19 protein-coding genes and 1 other annotated feature are annotated in these 15920 nt (G+C 53.0%); of the genes, 13 read left to right on the forward strand and 6 right to left on the reverse strand.

Translation table 11 applies throughout. The features are described 5' to 3' along the window. Window positions 1-5: 5 nt before the first annotated feature. The 4 genes from AC6I8T_RS08670 to hxpB form a co-directional block, all read right to left on the reverse strand. Entirely contained in the window at window positions 6-596 is a 591-nt protein-coding gene (locus tag AC6I8T_RS08670; RefSeq protein ID WP_208725318.1) for a metal-dependent hydrolase, read from the reverse strand. A 132-nt stretch (window positions 597-728) separates the two neighbouring features. Further along, window positions 729-1490 (reverse strand): 2-dehydro-3-deoxy-D-gluconate 5-dehydrogenase KduD, encoded by a 762-nt coding sequence (gene kduD, locus AC6I8T_RS08675; RefSeq protein ID WP_021185282.1) that lies wholly within the window; start codon window positions 1488-1490, stop codon window positions 729-731. Window positions 1491-1507: 17 nt separating this feature from the next. Further along, window positions 1508-2344 carry a 5-dehydro-4-deoxy-D-glucuronate isomerase gene (gene kduI, locus AC6I8T_RS08680; protein ID WP_208725319.1) on the reverse strand — a complete coding sequence of 279 codons (837 nt, stop codon included), beginning with the start codon at window positions 2342-2344 and terminating at the stop codon, window positions 1508-1510. Between the two features lie 165 nt (window positions 2345-2509). Continuing rightward, a complete protein-coding gene (gene hxpB, locus AC6I8T_RS08685; RefSeq protein ID WP_208725320.1) occupies window positions 2510-3178 on the reverse strand; it encodes a hexitol phosphatase HxpB in 669 nt (222 codons plus the stop codon). A 133-nt stretch (window positions 3179-3311) separates the two neighbouring features. Here hxpB and AC6I8T_RS08690 point away from each other — a divergent pair, with 133 nt between their 5' ends. Next, complete coding sequence (locus tag AC6I8T_RS08690; protein WP_036626946.1) at window positions 3312-3848, forward strand: YniB family protein; 537 nt, start codon at window positions 3312-3314, stop codon at window positions 3846-3848. Window positions 3849-3852: 4 nt separating this feature from the next. Here the strand turns inward: AC6I8T_RS08690 and AC6I8T_RS08695 are convergent, their stop codons facing one another. Together AC6I8T_RS08695 and ghoS are read right to left on the reverse strand one after the other, a co-directional pair. Further along, window positions 3853-4746, reverse strand: coding sequence for a fructosamine kinase family protein (locus AC6I8T_RS08695; RefSeq protein WP_036626944.1), 894 nt, complete (start codon window positions 4744-4746; stop codon window positions 3853-3855). Window positions 4747-4836: 90 nt separating this feature from the next. Then, window positions 4837-5121, reverse strand: a complete 285-nt coding sequence (ghoS, locus tag AC6I8T_RS08700) for a type V toxin-antitoxin system endoribonuclease antitoxin GhoS (RefSeq protein WP_208725321.1) — start codon at window positions 5119-5121, stop codon at window positions 4837-4839. Window positions 5122-5452: 331 nt separating this feature from the next. On the opposite strand from ghoS, the gene AC6I8T_RS08705 reads away from it, so the two are divergent. The 12 genes from AC6I8T_RS08705 (at window position 5453) to AC6I8T_RS08760 (ending at window position 15918) form a co-directional block, all read left to right on the forward strand. Beyond that, window positions 5453-6214 carry a DUF481 domain-containing protein gene (locus AC6I8T_RS08705; RefSeq protein ID WP_021185276.1) on the forward strand — a complete coding sequence of 254 codons (762 nt, stop codon included), beginning with the start codon at window positions 5453-5455 and terminating at the stop codon, window positions 6212-6214. Window positions 6215-6461: 247 nt separating this feature from the next. After that, entirely contained in the window at window positions 6462-8390 is a 1929-nt protein-coding gene (thrS, locus tag AC6I8T_RS08710) for a threonine--tRNA ligase (protein ID WP_013508821.1), read from the forward strand. Between the two features lie 3 nt (window positions 8391-8393). Next, window positions 8394-8936 (forward strand): translation initiation factor IF-3, encoded by a 543-nt coding sequence (gene infC / locus AC6I8T_RS08715; protein ID WP_208725526.1) that lies wholly within the window; start codon window positions 8394-8396, stop codon window positions 8934-8936. Window positions 8937-9036: 100 nt separating this feature from the next. Then, window positions 9037-9234 carry a 50S ribosomal protein L35 gene (rpmI, locus tag AC6I8T_RS08720; protein WP_006118955.1) on the forward strand — a complete coding sequence of 66 codons (198 nt, stop codon included), beginning with the start codon at window positions 9037-9039 and terminating at the stop codon, window positions 9232-9234. Between the two features lie 108 nt (window positions 9235-9342). Continuing rightward, the gene (rplT, locus tag AC6I8T_RS08725) at window positions 9343-9699 is read left to right on the forward strand and encodes a 50S ribosomal protein L20 (protein ID WP_007892678.1); all 357 of its coding nucleotides are present in this window, start codon (window positions 9343-9345) and stop codon (window positions 9697-9699) included. Between the two features lie 115 nt (window positions 9700-9814). After that, window positions 9815-9940 (forward strand) — a sequence feature (Phe leader region). Further along, a complete protein-coding gene (gene pheM, locus AC6I8T_RS08730; protein ID WP_106120997.1) occupies window positions 9820-9864 on the forward strand; it encodes a pheST operon leader peptide PheM in 45 nt (14 codons plus the stop codon). It overlaps the preceding feature by 45 nt. Window positions 9941-10011: 71 nt before the next feature. Then, on the forward strand, window positions 10012-10995 hold the full coding sequence (pheS, locus tag AC6I8T_RS08735) for a phenylalanine--tRNA ligase subunit alpha (RefSeq protein ID WP_021185274.1): 984 nt from the start codon (window positions 10012-10014) through the stop codon (window positions 10993-10995). A 14-nt stretch (window positions 10996-11009) separates the two neighbouring features. Further along, window positions 11010-13397, forward strand: a complete 2388-nt coding sequence (gene pheT, locus AC6I8T_RS08740) for a phenylalanine--tRNA ligase subunit beta (RefSeq protein ID WP_497833712.1) — start codon at window positions 11010-11012, stop codon at window positions 13395-13397. Window positions 13398-13401: 4 nt separating this feature from the next. Further along, window positions 13402-13704, forward strand: a complete 303-nt coding sequence (gene ihfA, locus AC6I8T_RS08745) for an integration host factor subunit alpha (protein WP_007892687.1) — start codon at window positions 13402-13404, stop codon at window positions 13702-13704. A 193-nt stretch (window positions 13705-13897) separates the two neighbouring features. Continuing rightward, window positions 13898-14254 (forward strand): DUF2502 domain-containing protein, encoded by a 357-nt coding sequence (locus AC6I8T_RS08750; protein WP_497833713.1) that lies wholly within the window; start codon window positions 13898-13900, stop codon window positions 14252-14254. A gap of 97 nt (window positions 14255-14351) precedes the next feature. Continuing rightward, entirely contained in the window at window positions 14352-15335 is a 984-nt protein-coding gene (gene btuC / locus AC6I8T_RS08755; RefSeq protein ID WP_208725323.1) for a vitamin B12 ABC transporter permease BtuC, read from the forward strand. Window positions 15336-15375: 40 nt separating this feature from the next. Continuing rightward, window positions 15376-15918: a glutathione peroxidase gene (locus AC6I8T_RS08760; RefSeq protein ID WP_497833714.1), complete on the forward strand. Its 543-nt coding sequence runs from the start codon at window positions 15376-15378 to the stop codon at window positions 15916-15918. Window positions 15919-15920 lie beyond the last annotated feature (2 nt).

The raw sequence follows: 15920 nt of genomic DNA on the forward strand, positions 1-15920 counted from the left end.
TCTGATTATCGCGCGCTTTGACTGTTTATTATGCGGCCTACGCCATTTTGTAAGGTATTGAACAATTGTTCAGGCCAGCCGTTTGCACCAAAAGACGGCAAGCCAGGTGGAAACCACAGCGCGTAGCCGACCAGTGCGAGGCAAAGGGCGCGCTCCAGTTGGTTGCCTTTTTGGCTGTTCAGCAGCGGCAGGCGAAAGCGCCAACGGCAGGGCCACAGCAGGGGAACGCCAGCGGGTGTCAGCATATCGGCGACAATATGGCTGAGATAGCCCAGAGTCATGCCCTGCAACACATCCGCAGGGATGGGCCAACTGGCGGGGACATTAATCTGAAACAGCCACAAGCTTACTGCCACCGCCAGCAGGCTGTGGGTAAAACCGCGATGACCAAAGGCGCGAGCGATGGGCTGGGAAAGCCACTTCAGACGTTGTCCCAGCACCGATTTGGGATGATCAATATCCGGCAGCAAACAGGTCAGCAGTGCAGCCGGCACCAGATGCCACCAGTCGGCACTGGCCATTACCGGCGTGAGCTCCGCGCGCTTGGCAAAAATAGCACTGGCAATGGCGAAAATGATGTGGCCTTCGGCCGTCATGATAAAACCTGGCTGCAAACTGTCGATGCATCCAGTATAGGGATTTATCCAGTGAATGAGAATATGTGACGCTGTAACCAGGCGTGAATTTAAGACGATACCCGCGTCAGAATGACGCGGGAAAAGAGCAGCTTAGCGCGCCAGCCAACCGCCATCCACCGCTAGCGTATAGCCGTGAACGTAATCCGATGCACTGGAAGCGAGGAACACCACTGGCCCCATCATATCGTCCGGTGCGCCCCAACGTCCGGCAGGGATACGGGCGAGGATCTCTTCACTGCGCGACTCATCATCACGGATTTGTTGCGTGTTGTTCGTCGCCATGTAACCGGGGGCAATGGCGTTGACATTGATGCCGTGCTTCGCCCATTCATTGGCCATCAGCCGTGTCAGCCCCATGACGGCGCTTTTCGATGCGGTATAGGAGGGCACGCGGATTCCACCCTGGAAAGAGAGCATCGAGGCGATGTTGATGATCTTGCCGCCATTCCCCTGCGCGATAAATTGTCGCGCCACCTGTTGAGAGAGGAAAAACAGGCTCTTGCTGTTGATATTCATCACATCGTCCCAGTCTTTTTCGCTAAAGTTCAGCGCATCCTCACGCCGGATAATCCCCGCGTTATTGACCAGAATATCAATGCGTCCCGCCAGTGCGACCGCCTGTTCCACCACCTGTGGCACGATGGAGGGGTGGCTCAGATCGGCCTGAATCGGCCAGAAACGGCGTCCCAGTGCTTCAACTTTGGCGGCGGTATCATCCGGTCCGGCGCGGTTGACACCAATAATATCGCAGCCCGCCTGTGCCAGACCGATCGCCATCCCCTGACCCAATCCAGTGTTACAACCGGTGACCAGCGCGATTTTTCCTTCAAGATGAAAAGCGTTCAGAATCATTATCTTCTCCTTAGGCACTAGCGCAGAGCGCTGACGCTGACGTGGTCCATGTCATCAAACACCTGATTTTCACCCACCATGCCCCAGATAAAGGTATAGCGTTGGGTGCCAACACCGGCATGGATTGACCAGCTTGGCGAAATCACCGCCTGTTCGTTATGTACCAACAGATGGCGGGTTTCCTGCGGCTGTCCCATCATATGAAACACCGCGCTGTCCTCAGCCATATCAAAATAGAAATAGACCTCCATGCGGCGTTCATGGGTGTGGCACGGCATGGTGTTCCACAAATTGCCGTCGTCAAGACGCGTCAGGCCCATGGTCAGCTGACAGGTTGGTAGTACATCCGGCACGATAAATTTGTTGATGGTGCGGCGGTTAGAGGTGGCGGCATCACCGAGGGTGGCTTTCACGGCATCCTCAAGGGTGATTTTTTTGTCCGGATAGTGGGTATGCGCCGGGGCGCTGTTGTAATAAAACTTCGCCGGATGACTGGCTTCGCTGCTGCGAAAAAGCACCTGTTGTGCGCCCTGGCCGACATACAACGCTTCCTGGTGACCAATTTCCCAGGTTTTGCCATCCACTTCAATCAGGCCGGGGCCGCCGATGTTTATCACCCCCAGTTCGCGGCGTTCGAGAAAATAACTCACGCCCAACTGCTTACCCACTTCACTGCCGATGGTCACCGACCTGGTCACCGGCATCACGCCACCAATGATGATGCGGTCGATATGGCTGTAGGTCAGGGTGTAATCATCCGGGGTGAAAATTTTTTCAATCAAGAACTCGCGGCGCAGGGCGGCGGTATCGAGAGTTTTGGCATGTTCGCTGTGAATACTTTGACGTATGTCCATCTCAGGCCTCTGGATAAAAGAAGGTATAGGTCCCGATGCGGGTCTGTTGGCATCTTAGGCAGGATGGGATGTGAATTCAATAAAAATGAAACGTTGTTTTATTTATTTGTGTTGGCGATCAAATCGACATAAAAAAGCCCGCTGTGAGAGCGGGCTGTTGGGCGCTTAACCGTGTAGATGTTCGGCGGCGAGTTGGGTAAGGTCATCCAGCCTGACATTCGCCAGTGCCCAACGTGCATCATCACGATGTTCTGCCGCAGGCACCACGATGGAGCGCATACGTGCCGCTTTACTGGCGACCATGCCGTTGAACGAATCTTCCAGCGCCACGCAGTTGAGGGGATCAACGCCTAATTGTGTGGCGGCATCCAGATAAACCTGCGGATGCGGTTTGCTGTAGGGAAGATGCTCGGCGGAGGCGAGTTGATCAAAATAATGGCGCAGGTTGAACATCTCCAGAACCCGCTCCAGCATATGCAGTGGGGAGGCGGAGGCGAGGGCAATTTTCAGGCCCTGGTCGCGACATAAACGCAGTGCCTGTTCCACCCCGGGCAGCAGAGGGCGAGTTTCTTCCACCAGTTCAAGAGCGCGTGCGATGATACGGTCCGTCACTTCCTGTTGGTCCGGGCCGTTCCACGGCAGCGTTTCGTACCACATGCGTACGGTTTGATCGATGCGTAATCCCAGGGTATCTGGCAATTCGTGGCGGCGGGTGAGATCCACCCCCAGCGTGGCGAAAATATCGAGTTCGGCGCGATCCCACAGCGGTTCTGAGTCAATCAGCAATCCATCCATATCAAAAATGGCGGCCAGAACAGGGCGACGATAAGACATACAACGGCTCCGTTTGAAATTTGGCCTACCTTAGCATGAATGCCAGGCAACCAGCATGCTGCGCTTTTTTCAGGAAAAAAAGATGCAGTACAGGTAGACTTAGGGCAAATCTTATTCCGTTCAGGGAGACACCATGACTTACCAACAGGCTGGCCGCATCGCCATCCTTAAGCGAGTGGCTGGCTGGGTGATTTTTATTCCGGCGCTGCTTTCCACCATCATCTCCGTATTGGGCTTTATGTTTAAGCACAGCGAAAAGCAACCGGGTATTGACGCGGTGATGCTTGATTTTGTGCATGTGATGATTGATATGGTGAAATTCAACACGCCGTTTCTCAGTTTCTTTTGGCAAAACTCCCCGGTGCCGGAATTCAACGGCGGCACCAATATCGGTTTCTGGATTATCTATTTTTTGATTTTCGTCGGTATCGCGTTGCAGGCTTCAGGCGCACGTATGTGGCGTCAGTCGCGCCATATCAAAGAGGGTATTGAGGACCAGTTAATTCTTGAGCAGGCGAAGGGCAACGAAGGACGCAGCCGGGCGCAGCTTGAGGAGAAAATTAATGTGCCACGTCACACCATTTTATTGCAGGTGTTTCCGTTATATATCCTGCCAATTGTGATCGCGATTGCCGGTTACTTTGTGCTGAAACTGCTCGGACTGCTGTAAGGCGTCAGGCCGGTCTGGCCTGACGTTGTCCCATCACATCTTCATCCAGCAACTGACCGATGGCGAACGTCGCTTCGTCCATCCAATTGCCGCCAAACACATTGGCGCGATTAAGCAGGTAGTAAAGTTGATATACCGGCTGACGTTGCGAGAAGCCTTCAGGCAACGGCCATACGGAATGATATCCTTCGTAAATCTGCCGTGGCAGCTCGGCGTAATAGCTCAACATTGCCAGATCACATTCGCGATCGCCCCAGTAGCAGGCGGGATCAAAAATCCACGGCCCAGCAGGGCTACCGGCGCAATTTGCCGGCCACAAGTCGCCATGCAACAACGAAGGCTGTGGATGGTGGTTGGCCAGAGCGCGCTGCACACAATCAACAATCAGGTCAGTGTCACCATAATTGATGCCTTTCTCCGCTGCCAGTTGCAACTGCCAGCCAATGCGCTGCTCGGCAAAAAAGACCGACCAGCGGCGCAACCAACTGTTAGGTTGGGGAGTGGTGGTGATGTTGTTGTCGAAATCGAGGCCAAACTGGGGTTGCTCGCTCCATTGATGGAGGTGCGCCAGTTGCTGACCAAGCTGAAACGCGGTGTGCTCATTGAGGGGTTCAGGCGGCAAATATTCCAGCAGGAGAAAGCTGGTGTCACGATCGTTGCCGACACCATAAACCTCTGGGACGCGCACGGTATGCGTACGCGCCAGCAGTGCCAGCTGATCCGCTTCCCAACTGAACAGGGTGAGCATATCGCGCGTGTTGCATTTGACGAAAACGTCGAGTTTGCCGTAACGAATGCGCCAGGCTGGATGGACATCGCCCCCGGGCAGTTCGTGACGTTCGGTGATTTCGGCATCGCCGGCGTATTCGCTTAACAGTCGACTAATGGCTGACCACATGGGGTAATCCTCTTTATTCGCTGCCTGAGTTCAATTGTAACGCTCAAAACATGAACAAAACCAGCACCGGCGCGCGCTTTTCACATCCCGTCAGGGTTGTGCTTTTAAAAACGCTTCCAGTGTGGTGATTTCTACCTCGGGTTTTTCGCCCAGCGCTACCGAAGCTAATCCGGCGGCCTGTTCAGCCAGCGCCTGCTCCTCCAGCGCGCTGACCACTCCGAAACTGTTGGTACCCAGCTCATGCGGATGTCCCTCGGTATCTTTTAACGTGGTGTTATAGCCCGCGTTAAGCATTTCGCTGTTGAGGGATTGCAGGTCGCTCAGTCCCTTCTCCTGATAATGAAAGGTCACAATGTAACGCTTTAAGTCGCTCATCTTTCACCTCATTGTTCCGAAACAGATGTCAGCGTAGACCAGTGGACCAGATTGAGCGAATTTGCAGCAATTTGACATTGATGAGCGTCAAAAAACATCGCCAGCAGGTTCGGAAAATTCTTGTAGCAATTCAGCTGCTATTTCGCTAATTGCCCTCTATAATGCGCGCGGGTAATGGGATTAATCCCATTTGGCGCGCGGCTTCAGCGCAAAAACAGGCTTTTCCGGTGACTTCATACTTATTTACAAAACTTACCGTAAATTGCGTTGATCGTCCGGGAAAACTCTTCAGACTCATCACTTTTTAAACCGCCGTACGGATCACATTTAAATGAAAGCCTTTAACAAGCTGTCCGCTGTTCTTTTGCTCTCTGCTGGAGCATTTTGTCACCAGGCATTTGCAGATAACACCGTCTTCACCTCCATGGATGACCCTTCAACGGCGAAAAAACCGTTTGAAGGCAGCGCGTCAGCGGGTTACCTGGCGCAAACGGGTAACACCACCAGTTCCGCGCTCAGTGCTGCAACCTCAATGACATGGTATCGCACCAACACCGCATGGAGTTTGTGGGGCAACGCCGCCAACAACTCATCTAACGATGAACGTTCTTCCGAGACTTACAATATCGGTGGCCGTTCACGTTATAACCTCAACAGCGCCGACTACTTGTTTGGTCAGGCTAGCTGGTTGAGCGATCGTTTCAACGGCTACGATTCACGCGACGTGCTGACTGCCGGTTACGGTCGTCAGTTGTTGAGTGGTCCGGTGCACTCGCTGCGTGCTGAATTTGGTCCGGGTGTGCGTTATGACGATTTCCATGATGGCGGCCACGAAACCAAAGCGCTGGGCTATGGTGCGGTAAGCTATCAGTGGCAACTGACTGATACTACCAAGTTCATCCAGGGTGTTTCTGTGCTGAGCAGCTTCGGTGAAGACACCACGGTGAACTCAGAAACCGGTTTGCAGGTCGCGATTAACGAACACTTCGCGCTGAAGATGGCCTACAACGTTACCTGGAACAACAATCCGCCGGAATCTGCGCCGGATCGCACCGATACCAAAACCACCATCCAGTTGACTTACGCTATGTAAGATCACCTGAAGGTGAACGCCGCTGCCTGGCCTGTGCCGCGCAGCGGTTTTTTTTTTTAGCTGGCGCAGGCTTAGCGCATTTTCTGCGGGTTTTGCTTGCCGCAGAAAGCTGTTATCATTTGCGGCGCTTTATTTCCCTGGCGTCATTCCGACAATGTGGGTCTGACATCACGCCGGGTTACTCTTATTGAACTCAATGTTGCATGTAGGCTTTCGTGTGGCTTACCACTGCAATTAAGGATATGAAATGCCAGTAATTACTCTTCCTGATGGCAGCCAGCGTAGTTTTGACCGTCCGGTCAGCGTGATGGATATCGCGCTGGATATCGGTCCGGGTCTGGCCAAAGCCTGTATTGCCGGTCGCGTGAATGGCGAGTTGGTGGACGCAGTTGATCTGATTCATGACGATGCTCAGGTGGCGATTATCACCGCCAAAGATGAAGCGGGTCTGGAAATTATCCGTCACTCCTGCGCGCACCTGTTGGGTCATGCTATCAAGCAGTTGTGGCCGAACACCAAAATGGCCATCGGGCCGGTGATCGATAACGGTTTCTATTATGATGTCGATCTCGACCACACCCTGACTCAGGAAGATATTGAGCAGCTGGAGAAGCGTATGCACCAGCTTGCAGAGACCAATTACGACGTTATCAAGAAAAAGGTGAGCTGGCAGGAGGCGCGTGACGTCTTTGCCGCGCGTGGTGAAAGCTACAAAACCACCATTCTTGATGAAAACATCAGCCATGATGACCGTCCGGGTCTGTATCATCATGAAGAATACATCGACATGTGCCGTGGTCCGCATGTGCCGAACATGCGTTTTTGCCATCACTTTAAGCTGCAAAAAATCTCCGGCGCTTACTGGCGCGGCGACAGCAACAACAAAATGTTGCAGCGTATTTATGGCACCGCATGGGCCGATAAAAAACAGCTGGCTGCCTATTTGCAGCGTCTGGAAGAGGCAGCGAAACGCGATCACCGTAAAATCGGTAAACAGCTCGACCTGTATCATATGCAGGAAGAAGCGCCGGGTATGGTATTCTGGCACAACGACGGCTGGACCATCTTCCGCGAGCTGGAAGTGTTCGTGCGTAGCAAGCTGAAAGAGTACCAGTACCAGGAAGTCAAAGGTCCGTTCATGATGGACCGTGTGCTGTGGGAAAAAACCGGTCACTGGGAAAACTATAAAGAAGCGATGTTCACCACCTCTTCGGAGAACCGTGAATACTGCATCAAACCGATGAACTGTCCGGGACACGTCCAGATCTTCAATCAGGGTCTGAAATCCTACCGTGACTTACCGCTGCGTATGGCGGAGTTCGGTAGCTGCCATCGTAATGAGCCGTCAGGTTCCTTACATGGTCTGATGCGTGTGCGTGGCTTCACCCAGGATGATGCTCACATCTTCTGTACCGAAGATCAGGTACGTGATGAGGTGAACAGCTGTATCCGTATGGTGTATGACATGTATAGCACCTTCGGTTTTGAAAAAATTGTGGTAAAACTTTCCACCCGTCCGGAAAAACGTATCGGTACCGATGAAATGTGGGACCGTGCGGAAGTGGATTTGGCGGAAGCACTGAAAGAAAACCAGATTCCGTTTGAGTATCAACCGGGTGAAGGGGCTTTCTACGGTCCGAAAATTGAATTCACCCTGCACGATTGTCTTGATCGTGCCTGGCAGTGTGGCACCGTTCAGCTAGACTTCTCGCTGCCGAAGCGTCTGGACGCCACCTATGTGGGTGAAAACAACGATCGTCAGACACCGGTTATGATTCACCGCGCGATTTTGGGTTCTATGGAACGCTTTATCGGTATTCTGACCGAAGAGTTCGCTGGCTTCTTCCCAAGTTGGTTGGCTCCGGTACAGGCGGTGGTGATGAATATCACCGATAGTCAGGCAGAATATGTCAGCGAATTGACAAAGAAATTGCAGAATGCAGGCATTCGTGTCAAAGCAGACTTGAGAAACGAGAAGATAGGCTTTAAAATCCGCGAGCACACATTACGTCGCGTCCCTTACATGCTGGTTTGCGGTGAGAAAGAGGTGGAAGCAGGCAAAGTTGCCGTGCGCACCCGCCGTGGTAAAGACCTCGGGAGCATGGACGTAGATGTGTTTGTTGAGAAGCTGCAACAAGAGATTCGCAGCCGACATCTTCACCAATTGGAGGAATAAGGTATTAAAGGCGGAAAACGAGTACAACCGACGCGTCCTAATCGTATCAACGGCGAAATTCGCGCTACTGAAGTGCGCCTGACTGGCGTTGATGGCGAGCAACTTGGCATTGTCTCTCTGCGCGAAGCTATCGAGAAAGCAGAAGAAGCTGGCGTAGATTTAGTTGAAATCAGCCCGAACGCCGAACCGCCGGTTTGCCGTATTATGGATTACGGCAAGTTCCTCTATGAAAAGAGCAAATCTTCTAAGGAACAGAAGAAGAAGCAGAAAGTTATCCAGGTTAAGGAAATTAAATTCCGTCCTGGTACCGACGAAGGCGACTATCAGGTAAAACTCCGCAGCCTGATTCGTTTTCTGGAAGAGGGCGATAAAGCCAAAATCACGCTGCGTTTCCGTGGTCGTGAGATGGCGCACCAACAGATCGGTATTGAAGTGCTTAACCGCGTGAAAGACGATCTGAGTGAACTGGCAGTGGTCGAATCCTTCCCATCGAAGATCGAAGGCCGCCAGATGATCATGGTGCTCGCACCTAAGAAGAAACAGTAGGCTTTCAAGTAATAAATGCCGCGCAGCGTTCGCGCTGTGCGGATTTTTATTCGCCTGTCTGGTTCATTTTATTAACAATGCGAAGTGGATATTTGTAAAAATGCCAAAGATTAAAACTGTACGTGGCGCGGCTAAGCGCTTCAAGAAGACCGCTTCTGGCGGCTTCAAGCGTAAGCACGCAAACCTGCGTCATATTCTGACCAAAAAATCAACTAAGCGTAAACGTCACCTGCGTCCGAAAGGCATGGTGTCTAAAGGCGATCTGGGCCTGGTAGTAGCCTGCCTGCCGTACGCTTAAGTTTAATTTTTTCACTCCCGATAGATTTCGGGTTGCAGCAAGGCAGTTAACGCCGCTGCGGCACGAAAGATGAAGGGAAAACTCAGAATATAGAAACAGGAGAGTCCCATGGCTCGCGTAAAACGTGGTGTAATTGCTCGCGCACGTCACAAGAAAATCTTAAAACAAGCTAAAGGCTACTACGGTGCACGTTCTCGTGTATACCGCGTTGCCTTCCAGGCTGTTATCAAAGCTGGTCAGTATGCTTACCGTGACCGTCGTCAACGTAAGCGTCAGTTCCGTCAGCTGTGGATCGCGCGTATCAACGCTGCGGCACGTCAGAACGGCATCTCTTACAGCCGTTTCATCAATGGCCTGAAAAAAGCGTCCATTGAAATCGACCGTAAGATCCTGGCAGACATCGCTGTATTCGACAAAGTGACCTTCACGGCACTGGTTGAAAAAGCGAAATCAGCTCTGGCGTAAGTCAGGTAAAAAAGGGAGCTTGCTCCCTTTTTTATTATCCGCAAGCCACGCAAAAGATTGACATTTTACTCGCCGCGCTTTTCAATAGTGCCGTTGAAATCATGACAAGGTAACGCAAGCATGAATGCTGCTATTTTCCGTTTCTTTTTTTACTTTAGCGCCTGACATCCGGGGGCTTTTGCGCATAAGAAAAGAAACGAAAAATCGCGCTGAAAGCCTCCCTCGTGGAGGCTTTTTTGTTTCTGGCGACACTACATTGGATCGAAAGATCCCAACGAGAACAGACCAGCCTGACTGGAAGAAGAGGAAATCATGTCCCAACTCGCAGACCTGGTGGCCCGTGCCACGGCCGCCATCGACGAGGCGTCGGATATCGCCGCTCTGGACGCTGTGCGCGTCGAATTCCTGGGGAAAAAAGGCCATCTGACATTACAGATGACCACCCTGCGCGAACTGCCGGCAGAAGAACGTCCGGCGGCCGGTGCGGTTATTAACGACGCCAAGCAGCAGGTACAGGATCGTCTTAACGCGCGTAAAGAGACGCTGGAGAACGCCGCGTTGAATGCGCGTCTGGCGGCAGAAACCATCGACGTTTCACTGCCGGGTCGCCGTACAGAGAACGGTGGTCTGCATCCGGTCACCCGCACCATCGATCGTATCGAAACCTTTTTCGGTGAATTGGGTTTCGCGGTCGCCACCGGGCCGGAAATTGAAGACGACTACCACAACTTTGACGCGCTGAATATTCCGGGTCATCACCCGGCACGCGCTGACCACGATACCTTCTGGTTCGATGCCACCCGTCTGCTGCGTACACAGACCTCTGGCGTGCAGATCCGTACCATGAAAAACCAGCAGCCGCCGATTCGCATCATCGCGCCGGGCCGTGTGTATCGTAACGATTACGATCAGACTCACACCCCGATGTTCCATCAGATGGAAGGGCTGATTGTGGATAAAGATATCAGCTTCACCAACCTGAAAGGCACGCTGCACGATTTCCTGAATAACTTCTTTGAAGAAAATCTGCAAATCCGCTTCCGTCCGTCTTACTTCCCGTTCACCGAACCGTCCGCTGAAGTGGATGTGATGGGCAAAAACGGCAAGTGGCTGGAAGTGCTGGGTTGCGGCATGGTGCATCCGAACGTGTTGCGTAACGTTGGTATCGACCCGGAAATCTACTCCGGCTTCGCCTTCGGTATGGGTATGGAGCGTCTGACCATGCTGCGCTATGGCGTAACCGATTTGCGCGCCTTCTTCGAAAATGATTTACGTTTCCTCAAACAATTTAAATAAGGGCAGGTTATCCAATGAAATTCAGTGAACTCTGGTTACGCGAATGGGTAAATCCAGCCCTGGACAGCGCTGCGCTGTCTGAACAGATCACCATGGCCGGCCTGGAAGTGGACGGCGTTGATGCGGTTGCCGGTGCATTTAACGGCGTTGTGGTAGGAGAAGTGGTGGAGTGCGGCCAGCATCCTAACGCAGACAAACTGCGTGTCACCAAAATCAATGTCGGTGGCGATCGCCTGCTGGATATCGTTTGTGGCGCACCAAACTGCCGTCAGGGCCTGAAAGTTGCGGTAGCAACCGTGGGCGCGGTACTGCCGGGTGATTTTAAGATTAAAGCCGCGAAGCTGCGTGGTGAGCCGTCTGAAGGCATGTTGTGCTCGTTCTCTGAGCTGGGTATTTCCGACGATCACAGCGGCATTATTGAGCTGCCAACCGATGCGCCTATCGGCACCGATATTCGCGAATACCTGAAGCTGGACGATAACACCATCGAAATCAGCGTGACGCCGAACCGTGCCGACTGTCTTGGCATCATCGGTATCGCCCGCGATGTGGCGGTGCTAAATGGTCTGCCGCTGAATGCGCCTGTTATCGAGCCGGTAAAAGCCACCATCAGCGATACCTTCCCGATTCGGGTTGAGGCTACCGCTGCCTGCCCGCGTTACCTTGGCCGCGTGGTAAAAGGTGTGAACGTCAAAGCGGCAACCCCGCTGTGGATGCGTGAAAAACTGCGTCGCTGCGGTATCCGCTCTATCGATCCGGTGGTCGATATCACCAACTATGTGCTGCTGGAGCTGGGTCAGCCGATGCATGCCTTCGACCTTGATCGTATCGATGGCGGCATTGTCGTGCGTATGGCGAAAGAGGGTGAAAGCCTGACGTTGCTGGACGGCAGCGAAGCGAAACTCAGCAGCGACACGCTGGTGATTGCCGATCACCACAAAGCGCTGGCTATGGGTGGCATCTTCGGTGGTGAACATTCTGGTGTTAATGAAGAGACGCAAAACATTCTGTTCGAATGCGCCTACTTCGATCCACTGGCGATTACCGGTCGTGCACGCCGTCAGGGTCTGCATACCGATGCTTCTCACCGTTATGAGCGTGGTGTCGATCCAGCACTGCAATACAAAGCGATTGAGCGTGCAACCCAACTGCTGCTGGAGATCTGTGGTGGCGAAGCCGGTCCGGTTATTGACCAGACTGATGCGGCGACATTACCGCCGCGTGCCACTATCCGTTTACGTCGCGAAAAGCTGGACCGTCTGACCGGTCATGTAATTGCGGATGAGCAGGTCACCGATATCCTGACGCGCCTGGGTTGTGAAGTCACGGTTAGCGCCGGTGAGTGGACCGCCATCGCACCAAGCTGGCGTTTCGATATGGCTATCGAAGAAGACCTGGTTGAAGAAGTCGCGCGTATTTACGGCTACAACAACATCCCGGATGTCCCGGTGAAGGCCAGCCTGGTCATGACCCAGCATCGCGAAGCAGATTTGTCACTGAAACGTGCCAAAACACTGCTGGTGGATAAAGGCTATCAGGAAGCGATCACCTATAGTTTCGTCGATCCGAAGGTCCAGCAACTGCTGCATCCGGGCGAAGAAGCGCTGATTCTGCCCAGCCCGATTTCCAGCGATATGTCGGCGATGCGTCTGTCTTTATGGACCGGTTTACTGGGTGCGGTAGTGTACAACCAGAACCGTCAGCAGAGTCGTGTACGTCTGTTTGAAAGTGGTTTGCGCTTTGTGCCTGATACTCAGGCCGATCTCGGCATCCGTCAGGATCTTATGCTGGCGGGCGTATTGAGCGGTAATCGCAATGAAGAGCATTGGGATCTGGCGCGCCAGGCGGTTGACTTCTATGATTTAAAAGGCGATTTAGAGTCGCTGCTGGATTTAACCGGCAAACTGGATGCGATTTCTTTCCGTGCAGAAGCGAATCCAGCCCTGCATCCGGGACAAAGCGCAGCAATTTATTTAGGCGATGAACGAATCGGATTTATCGGGGTGGTTCATCCGGAGCTGGAACGTAAGCTGGATCTCAACGGTCGCACCTTAGTGTTTGAACTGCTTTGGAATAAGGTCGCAGACCGCGTCCTGCCTGACGCGCGCGAGATTTCACGCTTCCCGGCGAACCGTCGCGATATCGCTGTGGTAGTGGCTGAAAACGTGCCCGCAGCAGATATCATCGCGGAGTGTAAGAAAGTTGGCGTAAATCAGGTAGTTGGCGTAAACTTGTTTGACGTGTACCGTGGTAAGGGCGTAAACGAAGGCGAAAAGAGCCTTGCGATTAGCCTGATTTTGCAGGATACCAGCCGGACACTCGAAGAAGAGGAGATTGCCGCGACCGTTGCCAAATGCGTTGCGGCATTAAAAGAGCGATTCCAGGCAACCTTGAGGGATTGAACCTATGGCGCTTACAAAAGCTGAAATGTCAGAGTACCTGTTTGAAAAGCTCGGGCTGAGCAAACGCGACGCCAAAGAGTTGGTCGAGCTATTTTTTGAAGAGGTTCGCCGCGCGTTGGAAAACGGAGAACAGGTTAAACTGTCCGGATTTGGTAATTTTGATCTGCGTGACAAAAACCAGCGTCCGGGCAGAAACCCAAAAACCGGGGAAGATATTCCGATCACTGCCCGTCGGGTGGTGACTTTCCGTCCCGGTCAGAAGTTGAAAAGTCGCGTTGAGAACGCGACACCCAAGGATGCTGACTAATTTCAGTAAAACAAAAAGGCCGCTTAGCGGCCTTTTTTATTTTGGTGAGAAAATCACCGTTCTCCATGCTTTTTTCATAATGTAAAGAATTCGTAAGTATGCGGAAAATAGCATGAAAATCGGCACTTGCTGATAGTGACCTCTTCAGCGCTTTTGTTATAACAGCGCCAACATAAAACAAGAGGTTAAGCTGATGAAAAAGACAGCACTTTTATTAAGCATCCTGTTAGGCATGCCGCTGCTCGCCAGTGCAAATGTTTCCGTAAACATCAACACGCCGGGCGTATCGATTCATATCGGTGACCAGGACAAACGCGGCTATTTCTGGGATGGTTACGACTGGCGCTCACCGTCATGGTGGAAGCAGCACCATAACCAGCGTGTGGGGATGAAAGGCCCACACGGTTACTGGAACGGTAATGGCTGGCAGACACAGCATCCGGGTAATAAAGAACCGGAGAAGCGCCCGCCACAGCACGACAACAAGCCGCAGCAGAATCACGACAACCGTGATAACCACAACGGCCAACCCGTTCCTCCGCGTAATTAATGCTTCATCAGCGGCGTCGTTCTGACGCCGCAATTGCCTTTCTTTTTGCTGTAATCTCACTACAATCAAATCTCTGTTTTCTCAGCCAATCTTATTTATGACTCTGCTGGACCAGCTTGCCCATCAGGCAGACCGCCACAGCCAGCGTTGGCTAATCGCCCTGGGCGCGTTACTCATTATTCTGCTGGTAGTAAGCCTGTGCGCGGGTGACAGCTGGATATCACCGCTGCGTTGGTTCTCAGGCGAGGGGGATCTCTTCGTCTGGCAACTGCGTCTGCCACGTACTCTCGCGGTGCTGTTGGTAGGGGCAGCGTTAGCCGTGTGCGGCGTGGTGATGCAGGCGCTGTTCAATAATCCGCTGGCTGAACCAGGCTTGCTAGGCGTATCAAATGGCGCGGGTATCGGTTTGGTGCTGGGTGTGATGCTCGGTAACGGTTCGTTATGGAGCCTGGCACTGGCGGCGATGGCCGGGGCGCTGTTGATTACCTTAATCCTTCTTCATTTCGCCCATCGTCATTTATCTGTCAGTCGTTTGCTGCTGACGGGCGTCGCGCTGGGGATTATTTGCAGCGCCATCATGACGTGGGCGGTTTACTTCAGCACCAGTCTCGATCTGCGCCAGTTAATGTACTGGATGATGGGTGGCTTTAGCGGTATTGACTGGCGTTATGGCTGGATGATGCTGGCGCTGATCCCGGCCATCATCGCGTTGATTGCAACGTCACGCGTTCTCAACCTGCTGGCGTTGGGAGAGACGTCAGCACGCCAGTTGGGCCTGCCGATGTTGCTGTGGCGTAACCTGCTGGTGCTGACGATGGGTTGGCTGGTGGGTGTCAGCGTGGCGCTGGCCGGTGCTATCGGTTTTGTCGGGCTGGTGATACCGCATTTGTTGCGTCTGTGTGGTTTCAGCGATCATCGCTATCTGCTCCCCGCCTCAGCGCTGGCCGGTGCCGTGGTATTGTTGGCGGCGGATATTATCGCCCGACTGGTCCTGACCTCGGCTGAATTACCCATCGGCGTGGTGACCGCCACACTCGGTGCACCACTGTTTATCGTGTTATTAGTGAAATCCTCGCGCTAGCTGCGGCTGGCACTCTTGGCATCAACAACAGGAATCGACAATGAGCATTTATCAAACAGAACTGGTTACGCTTGACGGTGAAAAAACCACCCTGGAACAATGGCAGGGTAAGGTGCTGCTGGTGGTGAATGTGGCCTCGAAATGTGGCCTGACGCCGCAGTACGAGCAACTGGAAGCGCTGCAAAAAGAGTGGCAGGCGAAAGGTTTTAGCGTACTCGGTTTTCCCTGCAATCAGTTTCTGGAGCAGGAGCCAGGCAGCAGCGAAGAGATTAAAACCTTTTGCAGCACGACCTACGGCGTCACTTTCCCAATGTTTGAGAAAACCGATGTCAACGGCCCGGCTCGCCACGCATTGTACAGCGTGCTGGTGGCAGCACAGCCTGAAGCGCTGCGCTCGGAAGGCAGTGGCTTCTATGAGCGTATGGTGAGCAAAGGCCGTGCGCCGAAAGCACCGGGTGATATCCTGTGGAATTTCGAAAAATTCCTGATCAATAAGCAAGGTGAAGTGGTTGCGCGGTTTGCGCCAGACATGACACCGGATGATGCCACCATTATTGCCAGCATCAAACAGGCGTTGGCATAAGC

The sequence above is a fragment of the Pantoea sp. X-Soil-OKNW-556 genome (assembly GCF_059730695.1).